Source organism: Terriglobales bacterium (genome assembly GCA_035567895.1).
Lineage (GTDB): Bacteria > Acidobacteriota > Terriglobia > Terriglobales > Acidobacteriaceae > Gp1-AA112.
Map to the genome: position 1 here is coordinate 343,115 of DATMPC010000058.1, position 20,741 is coordinate 363,855.

The window sequence follows — 20,741 nt, forward strand, 5'->3', positions numbered from 1 at the left end:
CGAGGGATGACAGTCTCTGGAATAGCCTCGGAGATCTCGGCTCAGCGAATAATCGCCAACAAGCACCCTGACCAGGTTTCCCAGCCTATAATCCTTCATTTTCTGCGGCCACTCAGTTACATTGTTCAGACTGTGAACCCTCTGGAATGAAACACTCAATGGATCACCTGGCATCTCTTAACAAGCTCTCGACATCCATCGTCGTCGTCGCATTCTCACTCTGCATCTTCCCGTCAAACGCGCACGCTGCCGATCGCGCTCAGGTCCTCACGCGCGGTTATAACAACCAGCGCACTGCGGCAAATCTCGCCGAGAAAGAGTTAAAGCCCGCGAACGTAAATGTCGCCCACTTCGGGAAGCTCTTTATGTTGCCGGTGGATGATCAGATCTATGCGGGCCTGCTGTATGCGGCCGATGTGCCGATTGCGGGCCATAAGCACAATGTTCTATTGGTCGCAACCGTCAACAACAGTGTCTACGCCTTCGACGCTGACCGATTTGGAAATCCGCTCTGGCACAAGAACTTCAATGGCACTGGCCGTCCAACGCGAAATACCGAAGTCGGTCAGGCTTGTCGCATTTACAACGACTTCATTGGGAACATCGGCATCATTGGTACTCCCGTGATCGGCCCGGACAGGACAATGTACTTTGTGACGCGAACAGTGGAGGGCGATGCTTCTGTCCAGCGTCTGCGGGCGATCGATGTCGCGACAGGTAATGACCGTCCGAACAGCCCGCAGATCATCCAGGCGACAGTGCCTGGAAACGGAGATGACACGAATGGATCAGTTGTCACCTTCAACCCCGTAACGGAGAATCAGCGTCCGGCATTGGCTCTTTCTGACGGAACCGTCTACATCGGCTGGGCATCATTCTGCGATACGCGGCCTTATCACGGCTGGATGATGTCGTACGATGCCTCGACACTTAAGCAAGTCGGAGTGTTTAACGCCTCCCCGAATGGGAACATGGCGGGCATCTGGATGTCGGGCGCCGGACCGGTTGTGGACCAGTCCGGGAATCTGATCGTTACGACCGGTAACGGAAGTTTTGACGGCAAGACCGACTTCGGCGAGTCGACGATCAAGCTGCAGGCAAAGTTGCTTCGTCCGCTGGATTCCTTTACGCCTTCAAATTTCAACACTCTGAACGACTTCGATCTCGACTTTGGAACGCAGGGTCCGACTCTGCTACCGGGCACGAATCACCTCGTGGTAGGCGGTAAAGAAGGCAAGATGTACTTGCTTGACGCGCAAAAACTGGGAGGGCAGGCCCCGGGGGATATCCAGGTCTCTCAAGTCGTTCAGGCGGTTGATCCAACGGTTCGTCCGACGTTGACTCATCATATGCACAACGTTATTCCGGCGTGGCAAAGCCCTCAGGGCTTGAACGTTTACGTGTGGGGAGAGAGTGATTTCCTGCGCGTTTACCGCTTCAATCCGTCGACCCATAAGTTCACCCTGCCTGCGGTTGCCAGCGGTTCCATTCTGGCACCGAGCGGAATGCCCGGCGGCATGATGAGCATCTCGGCGAATGGCTCCCGTCCTGGGACCGGCATTCTCTGGGCAACGCTGCCGAGGGCGGGCGATGCCAACCAGATGACAGTGCCCGGCGGCCTTTATGCCTATGATGCCGAGAATCTGAAGTTCCTCTGGTCGAGCACAGCCGCAGGCGACGATCCGCTGAACTTCGCCAAAGGTAGTCCTCCGATCGTGGCCAATGGCAAGGTGTACGTCGCTTCTATTTCGAACTTTGTGTCCGTTTACGGCAAGCGGAAGCGCGCAGGCGATTCTCAGAATCTCGCTTTGCGAGCCAAGGCGACTGGAAGCGCCGCGTGTATGCCCGATCAGACGCCCGAAAAAGCAGTCAACGGCAGTGCTGAGGATGGCCCAAATGACAAATGGTGTTCTGCGGCGGCGAATCCGTTTCTGCAGGTTGATTTAGGCAAAAACGTCGCTATTGGTCGCATTGTTGTAGAGCACGCGGGCGCCGGTGGCGATGACTTCAAGATGAACACGCGTGACTTCAGCATTCAGGTAAGCGCCGACGGCCAAACCTTCTCAACTGTCGCTAACGTCTCAGGAAATATCCAAAGCATTACCACACATGACATTCCCTCGACTCAAGCCCGCTATGTTCGACTGAACGTGAACACGCCGGAAGGGACGCCGTCGCCGACCGCAAATATTTATGAATTCCAGATCTTTGCCGCCCCCGATCTCACCGCTGGAGGCGCTCATGGCCGATAAAGACATCCACTTTCGGTCTGAAACACCCAGGCCTGGAATGGATTCGCGTCAATTGCGGTACGCCGTTCTCCTCAGCCTGATCTGCGTTGTCCCATTCTGGATCCAGACGGCCGTAAGCCAGACAGCCGAGATCGCGAACTCGGGCCTCGTAATTACCACGCCTCCGGACGTTGCAGCACCTCCGGCCGATGCGCAAACGATGCCCTCCGGTTTGGCCATGAAGGTCCTCAAGGCAGGAAATGGCAGCGAGCATCCCACTGGCAACGATTGTGTGACGGTGAACTTTGTGGCATGGAAGACCGACGGAACCTTGTTCTCAACCTCCACGTCAATGGACAATTCGGAGCTTCTCTGTCTGAACGCAGCCATTGTAGGTGTCTCCGAAGCGCTCACCGAAATGGTGGTGGGTGAGAAAAGGCGTCTCTGGGTTCCCGAAGATCTCACTTTCAGAGAACATCATCACCACGGTCAAAAGAGGCCGGAAGACGAAGAGCCGCCGCACAAGGATTTAACGTTCGATCTTGAGCTTCTCTCGATTATCAAAGCTCCAGCAACACCTGCCGAGCTCACCTCGCCCCCCGCGAGTGCGACCAGAACCTCGTCCGGTCTCGCCTATCAGGTGTTGAAGAGTGGTTCCGGCGCGGCACATCCATCATTGAAGAACAAGGTAGTGGTTCATTTTTCCTGCTGGAGAGCCGACGGCAGATTGTTCGAGTCTACCGAAATGGGAAATCACCCGGCGCTGGTCACGTTAGCCACTGCCCCGGCAGGATGGCGCGAGGCGTTGCCGCTGATGGTGCCCGGTGAAAAAACGCGCTTTTGGATCCCGGCGGCTCTCGCCTTCGGTGAGAAACCGGCAAACCGGTTCAATCCCCCGGGAGATCTGGTTTACGATATCGAGCTTTTGAGCGTGCAGTAGACCCAGCCGGGTAGCGGGTTCGATCTTAAAGAAATACAAGAAGGAGAAGGAAAGACGGCCTTCAAATTGAAGGCCGTCTTGTTGTGAGTACTAGTTGAAAGTGTAGCGCAACCCGGCCTGCATGACCCGGTATGAGTTCGGGACCATGGCTGTCCAGTTGCTGAAGTCCGGAGAAGGAGCAGTGGATCCAGGAGTGATTCCGTAGCCGCTGCGGCTAAAGTTAATTCCCTGGAACTGCTGCGTGTTGGTCAAGTTGAATACTTCCCAACGGAACTGCAACTTGTGATTCTCGTTGTAAGGCATGGTCCAGATCTTGCCAATTCCCAAATCGAGATTGATGTAATGCGGATACCGGAAGTAGTTCCGCAATCCAGTCTCTCCGGGATAGGAGTTTCGGAAATTCAGGAAGGCTGTTGGCTCGCAAGCTCCGAAATACTGCGGCTTTGCGACCAACCGCGTGCTGCAGCCGTTGTTTGGTACTGGACCTCTGAGGCTGGTATAGCTCTGCACTTCCCAGTTTGTTGACCATTCTGCCGCATCGTACGGAGCGCCAAATGGAGTGCCTGTGTTGAAGCGGAAGACGTTGGAGAATTGCCACCCTCCGATGAGCTGCTCGACAAACCCGTGAGCATCGCTGCCCAACAACTTGCCATTTCCAAAGGGCAGTTGCCACACCGAGTTGACGTTGATTATGTGGCGGCTATCGAAATCGGAAGCCGTGTAGTTATCCTGCGGACGGAACGGGTTCAGGATGAGCGCCGACCCACTATAGGCGCCATACGCCTGCAAGCCCGAAGCGTTGTCGAGCGAATGCGAAAATGTGTAATTGAAATCAACAGTTAGGTCGCGCAAACGCTGACGATACGAGGCGGCCAGACCATGATAGTTCGAGTATGCGAAGGTCGACCACGTAGTCAAGGCTCCATACTGTGGCTGGAAGAACGCGTGCGGGCCAATGTTCGAAAGGTTCTCCATATCGAGCATCGTCGTCGTCCAGTCGTTGGTATTGATGAGAGCATCTTGATATACAGCCTGGGTCGAGGAAACGCAGGGTTTGCTCGAGGAGCACAAGTTTGCATTCATGCCCGCAACGGGAAACAGGTTCTCGAAGTAGGGGATGACCGGGACGGCGCCGCCGGGAGTTCCCACCTGGCTGAACGGCACTCCAGCCTGGCGAGCCTTCTCGAGAATGGTCGCAGCCGTGTAGAAGTCCATACCGCTCTTCGGATCTCGCAAGTCTGCAGGCGTTGCGATGTCTTTCTGCGCCAGCAGATCACGAGCAAAAGTTCCGACATAGGAGAGTGATAGAACTCCTCCCTTAGGCATTTCGCGCTCAAATGTCAAACTTACTTTGTAATTCTTAGGTGTTTGCAGCTGCGAGTTCAGGGACGACTCAATCCTCGTCGGGAATGCCTGCTCCGTCTGCTGCAACGGGAAGGTCAAGTTCGCAGGAACGGTGATTTTCGGCAGCGAACGTACATCCTGATTGAAAGAAGTGAACTGTGGCCCAGGTGCTGAGGTGCAGGAAGGTAAGCCATTGCCGACGACCACGTAATGGCCGCAGCCGACGTTATAGGTGTTCACAGGAATCGTTGTCTTCGACGAGAAGCCCAGAGTGTTGCGCGTGTCGAAGAATGTTGCGATCGATTCACCGAAGGAGTCGGGCAGCATCGCAAATCCGCCACGTATTACGCTGGCATGATTCTTGCCGAAAATCTTCGACCAGAATCCTTCGCCGGGGTTTGGTGACCAGGCAAGGCCGAGCCGAGGCAGAAACACTGTCTTATCCCAGTTGTAGAGCGGTGGGCCGCCATTGGCGGGGCCTGATTTGTTGATGATGATGTCTTGCAGGTACGCGCTGCCGGCATTCATGGCGTTTACGCGATTCTGGAAGATTTGTCCGAGAGGAATGGTTGGTTGTACTTCGAATCCGTTCTTCTCATACACAGGACGCCACAGACTGTAACGCAGGCCGGCGGAAAGGGTAAGGTTCTGATTCACCTTCCAACGGTCCTGGAAGTACCCTTCATAGCCTTGAGTTGCAAAGTTGCGCCTAGTCGGAGCGCCTGAATTCAGGAGTGATCCGTCGCGATTAAACAAGAAGTTAGCTGTGTACTGAGTGTAGCGGCCAAGCAGAGCGGTGACAGCATTCTCTACCGAGCTCTTGTAAGCGGAAGAAACCGTGTATCCACGAGTCTCCGTCAGGTACTGATTGATCGCGTTGATCAACAGGTTCGTCTTATAGCCTGAGGGATTCGTAGTAGCCGTATCAAACGAGTTGCTGAAATTGACGCTCCCGTTGCTGATGGTCAGGATGTTGGCGCCGAATTCAAAAGTATGACGGCCCTTGATCCACGAGACGTCGTCCACGAAGTTGTTCACAGGTGTCGTGCGGCTACTGTCATAAGTAAGGTTGGTCGGTTGATACACCAGCCGGAAATACCCTAAGTTGCCCGACGTATCTCCACCCTTGGTAAACGCCTGCCGCGTCATTCCGTAGTGGAAGTTGTTGACGACATTGCTATTGATAGTCCAAGTGTGTCCAACGGCGAGACCCCAGGGGTGACTCCAGGTTGTGGGTGCTTTTTCGTTTGGAAATCTTGCGGCTTGTTGAATGTGGTCGTAGATCACATTCGTACGGACATACAGCTGCTGGCTTTGATTCAGCGTGTAGTCCAGCCTTAGCGAATGGGAATTGAGATGAACTGGTGCCGGGGAATTGAATACGTTTCCAGCCGTATTCAATAAATCACCTACGGAATTGCTGTTTGCTGGAATCTGTGCTCCCTGCGCCAGTGCCGTTACTGCAGCAGGATTGACTCCACCGGTGTCCGGAAAGATGTTCGCAATGTCGGTAGCGTTAATCTGCTGGAGATTGCCGTTCGAATCCTTAAACTTCACGATTCCCTGACCGAGCGAAGGCAGCGGGATGGTGCTCGGAGTTCCGGGACTTTGACTTGCATCCCGTCGTCCCTCATAGCTGTAAAAGAAGAAAAACTTACCCTTGATGATTGGTCCGCCAACGGAAGGTCCGAAAGTGTTTCGAATTAGAGCGGGCCTCGGCAGTCCGTTGTGATTGTTAAACCAGTCATTGGCCTCGAAAATTGTGTTTCGATGAAATTCCGAGAGAACTCCCCTGAAGCGGTCGGCGCCGCTCTTGCTGACGAGTTGGACCTGGGCTCCGGAGGATTTCCCGCCGGATGCATTCGACGATACAGTCGAAAGCCGAAACTCTTCTATAGCATCCGCGTTCAGTCGTAAAACCGGTCCTGCAATCGGACTGGCAGGTGTGCTGGAGTTCAGAGTGTCAGGTCCTGCCTGATTGGTCTGGGCGTCATTAATGTCCACCCCGTCGAGCGTGACATTTGCCTGATCCATGCGCCCGCCGGCAACATAACCGTCCTTGGTTACGCCGGGTTGGAGGCTTAGCAACGACAGCACATTGCGTGCTTCCATAGGAAGCTGCGTAATTTGCTCGCTTACGATCGTGTTGCCCAGGCTTGAATCTTGGGTGTTGACCTGCACTGCCGCATTTTCGGCGATCACTTCTACCGTCTGCGTTGTCGATCCGACTCGTAAGACTACGTTGAGGTCCGACGGGGTAGCCACCAAAGCGTGAATGCTCTCCAACACCGACTTCTGGAACCCGGGAGCTTCTACCTCAAGCTTGTAGTCGCCGGGAGGAATAAGGTCGAACGAAAAGTTGCCGACGGGCCCCGTCTTTTGCGTGCGGACGATGTTCGTGGCTGTGCTGGTCAAAGTGACCATCGCGCTGGGTACGACGCGTCCTTGGGGATCTGTGACTGTGCCGCGGACTGCACCAGTGCCTGTCTGAGCTACGCTGATGCCCACGCAGGATAGCAACACCCCAAGTAATACAAGAGCTCTGGTCAACTGAGCTTTCATGGATTTTCGCCTCCGAATCGAAGTGTGGAAATGTTCACGGCAGTAAATGCAGGCTGAAACAAACGAGAAACTGCGCCCGGGCGGACACAAAAAGAACGCGGGGTTTTGGGAAACCCTCTTCACTGAAAATTCTCTCCGCCCAATGAGTCAGTTGACGAAACCTGACTCGAAGAATTTGGTCACGACTGCCGGCTGATTACCGCCCAAAAATCGGAGCAGCTCAGCTCTGTGGCCGCGAAGAATAGAACAGGAAGGCAGACGTTATCAAGGGATAAAGAGAGGAAATTCAGGTATTAAATGCTATGGAAGCGATAGAAATAGCTTATGAACTGGCGTCGGGGACGACCAAGGAGTTGAAATGCCTTCCGCCAGCACTCATCATCGAGGAAGTGGGAAGGCTTGGCTCGAGGGAAGGCAATAGAAAACTTTTCTTCTGTCTCACGTTCGGGGGTCACTCCATCAAGGAGGCAAGTCCCTGCTAGTTCCTTGTTAATTTTCTGAATCCCGAGCGAAAACAACGGAAGTGCTTTGTCAATAGTGGCTTGCGGAGAAATCCACAGAATTCCCTGTTAACTCCCTGGTTTTGAACGAAATTTGTAAATTTTGGGCAGAATTCAACGATTTTGAGATCGAATTCGAAAAAGGCCCTGTTATTTTTCCTGTTCTTTGACTTCCTAGAACGAAAACTGGACCTGCAAATCGATCCGGCGGTTGGCTGCCTGCGTGTTGAATGGTCCGTTCGCCAATGACATCGATTCGCCAAAGTTGGTAGTGGCGTTCGGAACGAATGCTTGGCGACTGAGTATTCCAACCGGCGGGGCGAGATTTTGATGGTTGAAAAGATTACGAGCTTGGACGCTGAAAGTAAGGTTGTAGCGATGCCCGCTCGAACCTCCGCCGAATATACCACCCATGCCCCCTCCAGGACCTCCGAAACCGCCGAAGCCTCCGCGGTCGCGACCGCCGCCTCCACCGCCTCCGCCACGACCTCCGCGATTTCCTCCGGCATTGCCGACGCTTTCAAGTCGCTCACCTAAGCCGATGGTTTTGCTTACACGCAGATTTACGGAGACGTTTGCCGGTCCCTCTCCCAAATTGATCGGGATTGGGCTGTACGCTTGCCCTGGCAGTGGAATGAAAAAGCAGAGCGGATTGATCGTAGAGAAAGTGCCGCATTGGGGTGATGCGGCTGCGAATCCGGGCCGGGCGTTGAAGATTGAGGTGCCGAGCAGGTCTTCAGGAATCGTGATGTTGTAGGGCTGGCCGGAGTTCGCGATGATAAACGGGCTCAGCCGGAATCCGAAGGGAGCAGTAACTGAGCCTCCGATGAAGAGACGGTTCCGCACGTCGAATGCAGCGCGCCCGTAATCGGCGCTTGGGTTGTAGGGATTCGTCGGGAAGCTTCCAGATCCGCCAGTATCGCTGTTGGCAAAGCTCAACGAGTAGAAGGCGAAGATCGACAGATTCGGCCCGTAACGCATATTGAGGTTGGTAATGAGCTGGTTCTGCTTGAAGATCCCCTCGGATTGGTACTCGTAGATGTTGCCGGTTGCACAACCCAGCGGACAAACTGGATTTGCTGGGAACGTTCCAGGAAATGGCGCATTGATATTGTTGGTAAAGAGCTGATGCAGTCCACGCGCGTTTAGATAGGTGAGTGAAAGCTTCGTAGCCTTGGTGAGCTGATGCTCTACGCCAACCGCAGTCTGCATCACATATGGCGCGCGCAAATTCGAGTCGATGCGATACACCGTCGGCGACCCGCCCACAAACCCATCGAAAGACGGTGGAATGCTGTCAGGTCCAAATGCCGGATTCTGCACGATGAATGACTGCTGATTCGTTCCATTCAAACGAGTCGCCTGCAAAACGAGGCTTTGCGGGAAGCGGTCATAAAACATGCCAAACCCAGCACGTACCACTGTCTTTGGTGTCGAGCCCTTTTTCCCTACTCCAAGCGCGACGCCCAGTCGCGGAGCGAAGTCTGTGTAGTCATGAATCGCATTTTGCGTCTCGTAGCGCAGACCATAGCTAAACGTCAGGTTCGGCCGAGCCTTCCAGTCGTCCTCTGCATAGACTCCGACATCTACAAAAGTGTCCGAGATTAAAGGCTGCCCCGCTGCAATGGAAAACTGATTCGCTCGGCCGGCTGCAAATGCTGCGAGTGATGGATAGTTGAATGTTCCATTGAAATTCTGCGCGAGCTGATTGGAGGCCTGCGATATACGCAGTCGGCCGCCGAACTTCATCGAATGATTGCCGGACAATATCGACGTGTAGTTCTGAAGCTCGTAATGATTTTCGTCGTTAACTACGTGCCCCGAGCTGTTGCCTCCGCTTGCGAAGAAACCCGGAATGGAAAGCTCGGCGGCCGTGCTTACTGGCGTCTGGTCGCTGTGAATGCGTTGATACTGAAATCGAGTCTCATTCACGACCTTCGTGCTCAGCACCTGGGTGTCGCTGATTTGCAGGCTATGCTCGGAGCTGTCGAGGTTGTAGCCGAGCGAGGGCAGATTAATCCGGCTGGGGCTAACCTGGCCGATGCCATCGTTCTCTTCGTGCGCTCCCTCATATTCATATCGGGCAGTAAGGGTGTTTGTATTCGTGAGCTGGTAATCAAGGCGGGGGCCGGCCTCGGTTCGCGTGCGCGGATTCGGTACAGTCTGCTGAGCACATTCCGGCAAAACGAAACTACCGCACTGAGGACTCACAACTGACACGTCGCCGATGTTGCGCCGCTGCGCATTCAGGAAGAAAGAAGCCTTCTTACCCAGAGGTCCCCCGAAATTACCCTCGTACATCTCGGTGTGGTAGTCCGGCGGGTCAGGAATGTTTGAAGTAAACGGGTTTCGCGAGTTGAAAATTGAATTATTTTCGTTGAACTGTAGTTGCCCGTGATATTTGTCCGTTCCCGGTTTGGTAAAAATCTCAACGCGCCCAAAACCAAGCTTGTCATATTGCGCAGAAAACGGGTTCGAGTTGATGCGAATTTCGCGAATCGACGACTTCGGTGGAAGTTGTCCACCGGTGAATCCGTCGATGTACATCTGTCCGCCATTGGGGCCCGCAGAGGGACCAGCGAGTGCCTGAAGTTCCGATTGCAGCTCGTCAGGATCGTCGGACAATGCGTCCAAATCCTTGTCTCTCAAAACAACAGTATTCGAGTTGTTGGTGGGACTTGTGTCGACATTGTTTCCCTCCGATTGCACGTCGAGGTTCTGCTTTACCACTTCGATCTCAAGGGGAATATCGAGCGATGCCGGATGCCCTTCAACCACAGATACTGACGCCTTGGAAAACGGAGCGAAGCCTTGGGCGGCAGCTGAGACGGCGTACTGCCCGGCGGTCAGGCCTTTGATTTGATATTGCCCGTCGCCACCCGAAGTGGCGCTGGTTTCCTGCCCGCTCGCTGACTTCGCCGTAATGACTGCATTGGGGATGACGGCGCCACTAGGGTCGGTCACTTTCCCGCGCAGAACGCCGCCTTGGCCAAGTGCTGCTGAAGAAAAAGTCAGGATCGTGAGAAGAGAAAAGAGAGATAGAGAAATGGATCGCAATCGGAACAAGCCAAGAGTCACGTAGTCTTCGCCTAAATAAGAAGTATGAGAACTGTCGTTCACTGATTTCCGCCTTCGGCGCCGCTTCCCATACTCCATCCTGAAAGTAGATTGGCGGCACTGGTTTCGGTGGGAGCGGCAGTGAGGATCGGCTCAACTCCGCTTAGGAGAGTGAGAGCGGTAACTTGCTGACCGGAGGCAGCGTCTGTTGTCACAATCATGACAGCATCGCCCTTCTGAAGATCGGTAAGCGAGGCAGCCGGCATGCGACGAATGATCTGCTGAAAGTCTGGCCCACCGCCCGGCCTCCCCGGTCCTCCACCGGGCCGTGTTTGTTGTTCCCCGCCCGCTCCTGCTGCAGTGCTCTGTGCCTGCTCCGCATTGTTTCCCGCTCCAGCGGGCCGTTTCAGGAACATCGCGATCCTTTGGGCGACCTCGGGAGGAATCTTGCGCATCTGCGTTTCTGGAGTCACTTTCACCACCGCGGCCCGCTTCTGAATCAAATCCATCACGGTGATGGTTCCAGCGGAGTTGTCAACCGAACTCACAGTACCTGCAATGTTTCTAAATGTACCCGAGATCACTGCGTCGGCATTGACCAACTGACCATCACTACTTCTGTTACCCCGAGCTCGAATCTGGTCGCCAACTTTGATTTCGCTAAATGAACTCTTCTTTGCATCGCCGAACTTCACCGAATCCGGAGGGTAGCGCAGAAAAAGAGTGTTGTCCGTCGTGTGTATAGCGATGGTTTGGCTAGGACTGGTCGAGACAGTAATTGTCCCGGCTGTCGTATCGACACCGCGAACAATTCCCCCTGCACCTCGCCTCTGCCATTCCTGGATATCCTGCTGCTGGCGATTGGCAACATCGCTCTGTTTCATCACGATCAGCGACGTCGCTGCAATTGAGCCTGTCGCCTCCGACGGTGTCCCACGCGCCAGCACACGGTCTCCAACCTGCACATCCTGAAGAGAGATTGGCGTGGCGTCTTTCAGATCTTTCTGTCCAGGAGCGGTCTTTACAATTCGAGTTGAATCCGACACTGCCACTGCTGTTTCCGTTCCCGTATCGGTCTTTAGCGAGATTACTTTGCCGTTGATTGCTGCAACTGTGCCGATAGCCTTGGCTGCGTTCGAACTCGAGGCGGGCTGTTGTGCCGCCGTCAGACTCGGGAGCAAAGAAAAAGTGAGAAGCAGAAGAATCGAGCGAGCACAGGAAATCATCAATTTGACAGTAATGTTCAAATTTCCTCAAAGCGAATCGTGCTATCGCAAAGACACATCGGCGCTTCATTATTATCAGCTATCAAGACGAGCAACTCGTTGCTTGATGAGCGCCGCAGCACGTAAAGATTTGTAATAGATCGAATGCGCGAAGTCAGCCATATCGACTATTCTGCGTATTGAAATTACATCTGAGACGAGGGTTCATGTTGCGCTTCCAAAAGATGAATGGTGTTGTTGTGGTCTTGCTCGTGTCGATCCTTGTCGGCTGTGCCGCTGGACCAAAGTATCAACGGGCGAGCGTCTCTACTCCGCCAAGCTGGTCAGCGGAAGAACCGTGGCGCGCCGCGGAACCTAGAGATGGGATTCCCAAAGGCGCTTGGTGGAAGCTCTACCAGGATCCAGCGCTTGACACACTGGAAGAGAAAGCTCTTGATGCGAATCAATCCATTCAACTTGCTATCTCACGAGTCGAGCAGGCGCGAGACCTGGCTCGTGTCCAAGTTGCAGGCTACTTCCCTTCGCTGTCAGGAGGAGCCAACGCACAGCGACAACGAAGTTCTGCAAATCGTGCCGCCGTTTCGACGATTGCACCCACGACTGCGATCACGCAGAACGTCTACCAAATCCCATTTCAGTTGAACTATGAAGTAGATCTGTTTGGCCGCGTTCGTCGAAACGTTGAAGCAGCCAATGCGCAGTATCAGGCAACGGCCGCCGATCTTGAGAACGTTCGGCTGCTTATCACCTCCGATTTAGCCGCGGACTATTTCACGCTCCGGGAACTCGACGCTGAAATCGGTGACGTGCAGGAGTCTATCTCCTACTACGAAAAGGGGCTCGTGCTCGTGAACAATCGACACGCGGGCGGCGTGGCCTCCGGACTCGACGTCGCACAGCAGGAGACCGTGCTTGATGCCGCTCGCGCCCAACTGCATCTGCTGAAAGAACAGAGAGTGACGTTCGAACACGCGATCGCAACGCTGATTGGCGCTCCCGCCCCAACGTTCCGTCTTGCGCCCGCGACTCTCAATGCGCAAATACCTGCCATACCTCTTGGTGTTCCAACGGATGTACTCGAGCGCCGGCCCGACATCGCGACTGCAGAACGTCAGATGGCATCGCAAAACGCTCTTATTGGAGTCGCCCAGAGCGCGTTCTACCCATCAATCTTCCTATTCGGCGGTGGAGGACTAAACAGCTCCGATATCACCAACCTCTTTGGTGCGCCGAGCACGTTCTGGTCATTGGGAGTGTCGGCGGTAGAACCCATCCTGAATGGCGGCCGGATCCACGCGCAGGTAGATTTCGCAAAGGCTGGATATCAGGGATCTGTCGCGACTTATCGCAACACAGTGTTGAGCGCATTCCAACAAGTTGAAGATGGATTGTCCGGACTCACAACCCTAGCCGACGCCGCTTCCGCGCAGCAAAAAGCCGTAGACGATTCGCAGCGTTTTCTCAACATTGCAAATGATCGTTACGTCGGCGGATTGGTCACCTATCTCGACGTAATTACGGCGCAGCAAACGCTGCTTACCAACCAACGTCTTGCCACCCAAATCCAAGGACAGCGACTGGTCACATCGGTCTTCCTGGTAAAGGCACTGGGCGGGGGTTGGGATCGCAAAGAAATCGACGCGCTTCTAGTTCGCCCGACGGCTAAATCGGTTGTCCAGCAGTGACGTCGAGCAATCGCATTTTGGCGGACATTGAGCGGCGAAGCCGCTCGGACCCGAATCGTTAGTTCTTGAGACGAATCTAATGTGCAGGAGAATGCACATGAAGCTCCACCAGCTTTTGAGAGCGCTTGGCGTTATAGCTCTCATTTCACCTTTTTCACCCTCCCTTCTCGCTTTCCCGCAGGAGCCCGCTTTTCCGGGAGTTCCAACCAAGGTCGTGGTCAGTGTGGAGCCGCGGCACGGCAAGGAAGTTCCTACTGTTCGCGCCGAGGATGTAGTCGTCACTCAAGGAAAGCAGCACGATAAGGTCCTCGCGTGGCAGCCCGTTGAGGCTCCGGAAGTCGGAGTGCAAGTCTTCGTTCTCATCGATGATTCGCTCTCTTCCACCGAGACCGGTACAAAGCTCAACGACATCCGCGAATTCATCAATGCCCAACCCGCAACTGTCCTAGTCGGTGTTGGTTACATGCGAAACGGAACCGCGATGATTACGCAGAATCCAACGAACGATCATGCACGAGCAGCCAAGGCTTTGAGGCTGACCATTGGGGATGGTGGCGGTTCAGCGAGCCCATATTTTGCCCTGCAGGATCTACTGAAGAGATGGCCCCAGACAAATAGCGCACGCGAAGTAGTAATGATCACTGACGGAATCGATCGCTTCTGGGATGGAGTCGGCCTAGATGATCCTTATCTCAACTCTGCAATCGAGGAAGCGCAACGCGGCGGTGTAGTAGTGAGTGCGCTGTACGCTCGAGGAGGCGGACACTTTGGTCACTCTCCATTTAGGATCAATTGGGGGCAGAACTTCCTCTCCGAACTGGCGGATGCCACGGGCGGGGAGGCTTACTATCTCGGCAACGACGCTCCTCCGTCATTCAGACCGTACTTCACGGATCTTACAGAGCGAATCTCACACCAGTTTCTGCTTACCTTTGAAGCCCAACCAGGAAAGAAATCGGGCTTCGAAAGGATTAAGCTGAGCACTGAAGTCCCGAATGCGGAACTGGTAACGCAGCGACAAGTTTATGTTCCCACCGGCTCGTAATCACTCAACGACGCATGGAGGCTAGGAATAAAAATGGCAATGATCGTCGAAGCCCGACCCACCACCACTTACGCGACTCCAGCCCTGCCCAAAGCGGACTCCTGCATCCTGGTGATCTTCGGCGCGACCGGAGATCTCACCCGCCGCAAGCTGATTCCGGCGCTTTACGACCTTGCCTGCGTCGGATGCATGTCACCGCACTTTGACATTGTCGGTGTCGGCAGGAAGCCTCTCTCCGACGAGGACTTTCGCAGCAGCCTGGAGGAAGCGGCAGCGCATTCGAAAGACGCCCGCAACTTTACTGCTGAAGGTTGGCGCGATTTCGCTAAACGGATCCGGTATTTCGCCGCCGACACGAACGACTCCCAATCTTATACGCGCCTGGCACAATATGTTGCGGACATGCGACGCTCGGGGTGCAGTCCTAACCTGCTCTTTTATCTGGCCACTCCCACATCATTGTTTGAAGAGATCATTAACGGACTTGCAGCGGCCAGACTAAATCGCAACGAAAAGGGCTGGACGCGGATTGTCGTCGAAAAACCCTTTGGTCACGACCTCGCTTCGGCACGCGAATTGAATCAGGCGCTCCTTTCTGTCTTTAACGAAGAAGACGTTTATCGTATCGACCACTATCTCGGCAAAGAAACCGTACAGAACATTCTGGTGTTTCGCTTTGGGAACCTGCTATTTGAGCCGATCTGGAATCGCAATTACATAGATTACGTCGAGATCACCGCCGCCGAGACCCTCGGCGTAGAGCAGCGAGCCGGCTTTTACGAGGAAACCGGGGCATTGCGCGACATGGTCGCCAACCACATGCTTCAGTTGCTGAGCCTCACGGCAATGGAACCGCCGCTGGCCTTCGATGCGAGTTCCGTACGCGGAAAGAAGGTCGAGGTTCTGAGCGCAATCAAGCCGATGACGGTTGAGGAAGTTGCCGAACGTACTGTCCGCGGACAGTACGGCCCGGGGCAAATCGGTGGCAAGGCTGTTCCTGGCTACCGACAGGAACCGGGAGTCGCTCCCGATTCGAAAACAGAGACTTTTGGCGCGGTGCAATTCTTTATCGACAATTGGCGCTGGGCCGGAGTTCCGTTTTTTGTGAGGACCGGCAAGAGGCTCTCTCGCAACCTCACAGAAATCGCTGTTCACTTCAAACGGACTCCTCAGACATTGTTTGCCCATGAGAGTGACAACGAGCTCGAGCGCAACGTAATTGCCTTTCGAATCCAGCCAAACGAAGGTATCTCTGTGGACTTCGCGGCTAAGCGGCCCGGTACGGAGATGCACACTGCTAACGTCCAGCTAAATTTCCGCTATCGCGAGGCGTTTGGCACTAAAAGTCCAGTAGCTTATGAAACCTTGCTGCTTGATGCCATGCGGGGAGATGCGACGCTCTTCACGCGCCGCGATGAAGCGGAAGCTGAATGGCGTCTGATTACGCCCATCGAAGATGCATGGGCAGAGCTGCCGCTGCCAAACTTCCCGAACTATCCAGCCGGAAGCGCCGGTCCCGAGGCTGTCGACTTGTTGATCGCCCGTAACGGCTGGAGTTGGCGCAGTCTGGATCCGCTCGCCTGAAGAGCGATTTGCTGGATCAATCCTAGTCTCGCGAGAGCGCGGGAGAGCTGCTGGTTTTACCAAAACAGATAACACGCACACAACGCCGCCAAGACTCTCTTCATCCATACACACAAAGCTCTGAATGAGGGCCTACTGAAGGGGATAGGGAGAGTACCCATGAAAAGTCTGTTTTTGACACTGTTACTGCTTGCATTCGGCGTTGTCAGCTTTGCCCAGAGTGACGACACTTCGAAGAGCAAGCTGGAAGCAAATCATCCGGCGGTTGCCGATAGGCTGCAGGATGCTACGACGATGATGAAGGAGATCTTCGCCGCCCCTGACCAGGGAGTTCCGTCCGACTTGTTGAGCAAGGCCAAGTGCGTTATCGCCATTCCGAATGAGAAGAAAGCCGCATTTGGAATCGGCGGAAATTACGGTCGTGGGTTTGCCACGTGCCGTTTGTCGAACAATACCGAGGCCTGGAGCGCACCAGCTCCGGTGTTCCTGGGCGGTGGAAGTATTGGTGTCCAGCTCGGCGGCAAGTCTACCGACTTGTTGATGCTTGTAATGAACGATAAGGGTACGCAGCAACTGCTTTCCAGCAAGTTCAAGATTGGCGCCGACGCCAGCGCTGCGGCTGGTCCGGTTGGCCGTACGGCTGCTGCCAGCACCAACTGGAAACTCGACAGCGAAATCCTGACCTATTCTCGGTCCAAAGGGTTGTTTGCCGGTATCGACATCAACGGAGCATCGGTGAAGCAGGATGACAAGACCACTACTGATCTCTACGGCAAAGCGGTTCCATTCAATCAGATTTTGACCGGCCAGGTTCGCACGCCACCAGAGGCTCGCGAGTTCGTTGCCGAAGTACATCGCGACTTCGCTGAAGCCCGCGCCAGCAAATAATCGGATTGTTCAAACAAGACCTCGCTCCGGCGAGGTCTTTCTTTTTGGTGCGAAAATGGATTCCTGAACATCTAGACGACCATGCTCAGCCAACTTACGGCAATACGTCTGCGTGACCAGCTTGCCTCTATTGACGGCTTGGTTGCGAACAAGACAGCTGAAGAATGGGATCGCGAGCCCGCTTCAGGGAAATGGTCGGCGCGGGAGAACCTCGCGCACCTTGGCCGCTACCACGAAGTGTTTCTGGAACGCCTGGGCAAAATTCTGCGCGAAGACCGGCCGCAGTTCGGGCGCTATCGCGCAGAGGATGACGAGCAATGGCCATCATGGTCGTCTCTACCAGTAGACCTTCTACTCGCTCGAATTCGACAACTGCGGAGAGAAGTGTTGAGCAAAGTAGGATCTCTCTCAGATGCGCACCTTGCGAGAACTGGAATTCATCCCGTTTTGGGCGAGATGGATGTTTCCCTGTGGTTGGAGTTCTTCTTGCTCCATGAAGCCCACCATCTCTACGCGATCCTGTTTCGGTTACGGGAGGGTCAGTGAATTCGAAGCTTCGGCAGTAGGTTTGTTTCGAGAATGACGCTCATTGAGACTCCTTGTTCAGTTCAATTGGGCCCACCTCCAGGCACTGTTATCCCTCACTCCGCAGCAAGACTGCTTATATCGTCAATAGATTTCAACGCGGAGTGAGGGATCTGCTGTCTCTTACTAAGCACAAGAAGCGGATCCCCCGCGCAAAGCCGCGTGAGGGATAACGGTTTCAAAAAACTTGTTGGGATTTCGAAGTGGATCACTTCTCAACTTGACCCACTACGAAGCTTCACTCTCCACCGCTTGTCTGCGCATAGCGACGGAAGAAGCTCTCCTGCTTCCATTCTGGCCGTTTACTGTCGTCGGCGATGGTCAGCATGAGCTGGCTGATCACTTGCTCGTACTTCCCTGCCGCTCCCTGATCAACCGGTTGATTCAGATCATCCGAAGGAGCGTGATAGCGCTGGTGTAACCAGTCATGGAACGTCTTGTCTTCGGGAGATCCTGGCTTATATCCCACTTTCATCGTGAGCGCAGGAATTCCGTGACGAATGAAGTTGTATTGGTCGCTGCGAATGAAACTGTTGCGCTGCGGCTCAGGATCGTCCTCTACTTCGATTCCATCTTTCCCGGCTACTCGGCGGAGAGCGTCTCCGAGATCGGATTCCTTGAGCCCATAGACCGTCACTGCCTTCATTGGATACAGCGGCAGGAACATGTCGATATTGATGTTGGCTACCATCGACTTCGCGGGAACCGTTGGATGCGCCGTGAAGTACTTCGAACCCAGCAAGCCTTTTTCCTCGCCTGTGACAAAGACAAAGAGCAGCGACCGTTTTGGTTTCTCCGACGCGCTCCTGAGAGCAGCCGCAACGTCGAGCAACACGGCATCTCCGGAGGCGTTGTCCATGGCGCCGTTGTAGAGTTTGTCTCCATTGATCGGCTCGCCTATGCCGATGTGATCGACGTGTGCTGAGAGCACCACGTATTCATTTTTGAGACTTGGATCCGAGCCGGTCAGCTTGCCGACGAGATTCGCCGACTCTACTGGATGCGTCGAGGTCTTCGTGCGAGCACGCAGAGAAATGTTCAACGGGAAGCGCGGAAGCTGTTTGCGATCCTTACTGGCGTCCAGGATCTCCTGAAAGGTGTGTCCCGAAGCAGCAAAAAACCTGTCGGCGTGCGCAGGGTTAATGACGCCACCGATCTTTTGGCCTGCAGTTTCGTTGAACTCCGCCCCAACCAAGTCCATGCTCGGGTGAGTTCGCGACAAACTCATGCGGGACCATGGAATGTCCATCGATGCGGGATTAGGAATATTGAACGCACCAATTGCGCCTGCTGCCTTCAACGCTTTCCAGCGCTCCGCAGCCGTTTGATAGTGCGACCCCAGAGGCCCAGGTATGTTCGAAGGGATTCCGGCAAAGATGACAGCGATTTTCCCTTTTAAGTCGACGCCGGCGAGATCGTCGTAGTTCTGTTCCGGGACCTTCAATCCATAGCCGACAAACACAAGCGGCGCTTCCACCTGTGGAGCAAGTTCGGCGCGTGTCGAGAAAAACGCGTCCTCCCCCAGAGTCAACGGCTCGGCTTTGCCATCTTTCACCAATGCCATGCTGGAGTTCTTCTCATCAATCTCGCGTGAAGTCAGCTTCACCGGCTGGTAGTACCCGGTCTCACCCGCAGGCTCAACGCCGGATTGCTTAAGCTGATCGACCACGTAGGCCTCCGCCCGTCTCAGCCCTGCGCTGCCGGTCTCGCGGCCCTCCATGTTGTCGTCGGCCAGGACCTTTACGTGATCCCACCAACTCTTGCCGTCAAATTCCTTTGGCGGATTGGGTACATCCTGGGCCAGTAGTGTGGCAGCTCCGAGCAAAACAACAGCAACTCTACGCATGGCTTCTCCTGAAGGTGGACAAACAGAAGAGAATAACAGGATCAGTCGATCCATAATCCGGCTGAGCCGCCGACCCACTCGAGATTTCGGTTGTGGTCGACGCCCATCATCTTGCCGCGCCCCATTCGCACCAGCGTGAGTACCGGCGTGGGCTGTGGGTTGGCCTCGAGCCAGATGTACATAATGCGGATCTCTGCCTGCGTCATTCCATGAGGCGTGTCGATCACCGACTCAAACGCGATTCGCTCCTGAATGATGTACTCGTGGCGTTGTTGCGTTGGGATGGCAGCAATGTCTTCATCGCTCGGAGCAAACTTGACGCCGATGCCCGCGAACGAATACAGCGGCTTAAGCAGATAGTTCTCTCTATCGGCTGGCAATGCTTTCAGTTCGTCGAGGAACCAGGTGCGCGGCACGCACTCGTGTTTCAGAAAAGGAATGGAAAACTTGCTGATCCGAAAATACCAGTTCGGATGCCCAGCCCACTCGACGTCGAGCTCGTCGCGGAGATCAAATGGAAGCCTGATGCCCTTGCGCATGACCTCGTCGACGATCATGCGATTATAGATTCGTTCTACTCGGACTCGCCTGCCATTCATTTCGTAATACAACGCTCTTCCCTGCTTCTGTAGGTCGAGCACATTCACGGTCTCGACGCCGCACAGGTCTTTCGTCAGCAGGAAATCCGGCAGCGTCTTCTGCTCCAGCGGATCGATCTCCAGCAGGATCACGCTTTCGGGAGTGTGCTCCCCGAGGATCGCTCGGCACAAGAGTCCACGATAGCTCTCGAAATCCAGTCCTGAGAGGAATGTGTGCAGGGTCGGGTCGAGCCCATAGCTTTTGCAATACTCCTGAGTGAGCGCAGGCTGATACGCATAGAGCGAGGGGAACGCCTGCAGCTCCACCAACTTAGGCTCAACCTCGTTCTGCTTGTTGCGTGTGAGACCGAAGTCAACCTGCAGAAACATCGGCCGCTTCGACTCATTCGGAACGTTGTACTCGCGCGGAATCGTCACGTCCGACTGCTTGCGATACTCACGGCTCTCGAGAAGCTGATTCAGGAGCACTTGGCCGTCTTGGGCCATCTGCTCGAGTAGCGACTTGGGGAAAAAGCAAGGAGTCTCGGCAACGCGGAATTTCACTGGCGCGCCGCAGCGGCGGTCGAGCGCTGCGAGAAAGTTGCGGTATTTCTCAGATGTGAAGTTTTGGTTGAACGCGCGACGGAGCTGGGGAATCATTGGGTGCCAA

The 20,741-nt window shown here is 54.7% G+C and carries 12 protein-coding genes; 7 read left to right on the forward strand and 5 right to left on the reverse strand.

Translation table 11 applies throughout. The features are described from left to right. The first annotated feature begins 146 nt into the window (after positions 1-146). Complete coding sequence (locus VNX88_12490; protein HWY69479.1) at positions 147-2,252, forward strand: discoidin domain-containing protein; 2,106 nt, start codon at positions 147-149, stop codon at positions 2,250-2,252. Beyond that, the gene (locus tag VNX88_12495; GenBank protein HWY69480.1) at positions 2,242-3,171 is read left to right on the forward strand and encodes an FKBP-type peptidyl-prolyl cis-trans isomerase; all 930 of its coding nucleotides are present in this window, start codon (positions 2,242-2,244) and stop codon (positions 3,169-3,171) included. The genes VNX88_12490 and VNX88_12495 overlap by 11 nt, the downstream gene beginning before the upstream one ends. Before the next feature lie 90 nt (positions 3,172-3,261). Here the strand turns inward: VNX88_12495 and VNX88_12500 are convergent, their stop codons facing one another. The 3 genes from VNX88_12500 to VNX88_12510 form a co-directional block, all read right to left on the reverse strand. Next, entirely contained in the window at positions 3,262-7,077 is a 3,816-nt protein-coding gene (locus VNX88_12500) for a TonB-dependent receptor (GenBank protein HWY69481.1), read from the reverse strand. Between the two features lie 674 nt (positions 7,078-7,751). Beyond that, positions 7,752-10,697, reverse strand: a complete 2,946-nt coding sequence (locus tag VNX88_12505) for a carboxypeptidase regulatory-like domain-containing protein (GenBank protein ID HWY69482.1) — start codon at positions 10,695-10,697, stop codon at positions 7,752-7,754. Next, positions 10,694-11,881: a DUF5666 domain-containing protein gene (locus VNX88_12510; GenBank protein HWY69483.1), complete on the reverse strand. Its 1,188-nt coding sequence runs from the start codon at positions 11,879-11,881 to the stop codon at positions 10,694-10,696. The genes VNX88_12505 and VNX88_12510 overlap by 4 nt, the downstream gene beginning before the upstream one ends. 185 nt (positions 11,882-12,066) lie before the next feature. Here VNX88_12510 and VNX88_12515 point away from each other — a divergent pair, with 185 nt between their 5' ends. From VNX88_12515 to VNX88_12535, 5 genes are all read left to right on the forward strand, one after another. Further along, positions 12,067-13,545 carry an efflux transporter outer membrane subunit gene (locus tag VNX88_12515; GenBank protein HWY69484.1) on the forward strand — a complete coding sequence of 493 codons (1,479 nt, stop codon included), beginning with the start codon at positions 12,067-12,069 and terminating at the stop codon, positions 13,543-13,545. A 97-nt stretch (positions 13,546-13,642) separates the two neighbouring features. Then, positions 13,643-14,590, forward strand: coding sequence for a hypothetical protein (locus VNX88_12520; protein ID HWY69485.1), 948 nt, complete (start codon positions 13,643-13,645; stop codon positions 14,588-14,590). Between the two features lie 33 nt (positions 14,591-14,623). After that, positions 14,624-16,174, forward strand: a complete 1,551-nt coding sequence (gene zwf, locus VNX88_12525) for a glucose-6-phosphate dehydrogenase (GenBank protein HWY69486.1) — start codon at positions 14,624-14,626, stop codon at positions 16,172-16,174. Between the two features lie 159 nt (positions 16,175-16,333). Next, positions 16,334-17,062 carry a lipid-binding SYLF domain-containing protein gene (locus VNX88_12530; GenBank protein ID HWY69487.1) on the forward strand — a complete coding sequence of 243 codons (729 nt, stop codon included), beginning with the start codon at positions 16,334-16,336 and terminating at the stop codon, positions 17,060-17,062. Positions 17,063-17,143: 81 nt separating this feature from the next. After that, positions 17,144-17,608: a DinB family protein gene (locus VNX88_12535; protein HWY69488.1), complete on the forward strand. Its 465-nt coding sequence runs from the start codon at positions 17,144-17,146 to the stop codon at positions 17,606-17,608. Positions 17,609-17,885: 277 nt separating this feature from the next. Here the strand turns inward: VNX88_12535 and VNX88_12540 are convergent, their stop codons facing one another. Continuing rightward, positions 17,886-19,493, reverse strand: a complete 1,608-nt coding sequence (locus tag VNX88_12540) for a M28 family metallopeptidase (protein ID HWY69489.1) — start codon at positions 19,491-19,493, stop codon at positions 17,886-17,888. 41 nt (positions 19,494-19,534) lie between these two features. Continuing rightward, complete coding sequence (locus tag VNX88_12545) at positions 19,535-20,731, reverse strand: hypothetical protein (GenBank protein HWY69490.1); 1,197 nt, start codon at positions 20,729-20,731, stop codon at positions 19,535-19,537. Positions 20,732-20,741 lie beyond the last annotated feature (10 nt).

What these genes read in the sequence shown, in the direction of transcription:
- VNX88_12535 (HWY69488.1), top strand. Translation starts at nt 17,144, where the DNA reads ATGCTCAGCCAACTTACGGCAATACGTCTGCGTGACCAGCTTGCCTCT.
- VNX88_12500 (HWY69481.1), bottom strand. Translation starts at nt 7,077, where the DNA reads ATGAAAGCTCAGTTGACCAGAGCTCTTGTATTACTTGGGGTGTTGCTA.
- VNX88_12530 (HWY69487.1), top strand. Translation starts at nt 16,334, where the DNA reads ATGAAAAGTCTGTTTTTGACACTGTTACTGCTTGCATTCGGCGTTGTC.
- zwf (HWY69486.1), top strand. Translation starts at nt 14,624, where the DNA reads ATGGCAATGATCGTCGAAGCCCGACCCACCACCACTTACGCGACTCCA.
- VNX88_12495 (HWY69480.1), top strand. Translation starts at nt 2,242, where the DNA reads ATGGCCGATAAAGACATCCACTTTCGGTCTGAAACACCCAGGCCTGGA.
- VNX88_12520 (HWY69485.1), top strand. Translation starts at nt 13,643, where the DNA reads ATGAAGCTCCACCAGCTTTTGAGAGCGCTTGGCGTTATAGCTCTCATT.
- VNX88_12540 (HWY69489.1), bottom strand. Translation starts at nt 19,493, where the DNA reads ATGCGTAGAGTTGCTGTTGTTTTGCTCGGAGCTGCCACACTACTGGCC.
- VNX88_12545 (HWY69490.1), bottom strand. Translation starts at nt 20,731, where the DNA reads ATGATTCCCCAGCTCCGTCGCGCGTTCAACCAAAACTTCACATCTGAG.
- VNX88_12515 (HWY69484.1), top strand. Translation starts at nt 12,067, where the DNA reads ATGTTGCGCTTCCAAAAGATGAATGGTGTTGTTGTGGTCTTGCTCGTG.
- VNX88_12490 (HWY69479.1), top strand. Translation starts at nt 147, where the DNA reads ATGAAACACTCAATGGATCACCTGGCATCTCTTAACAAGCTCTCGACA.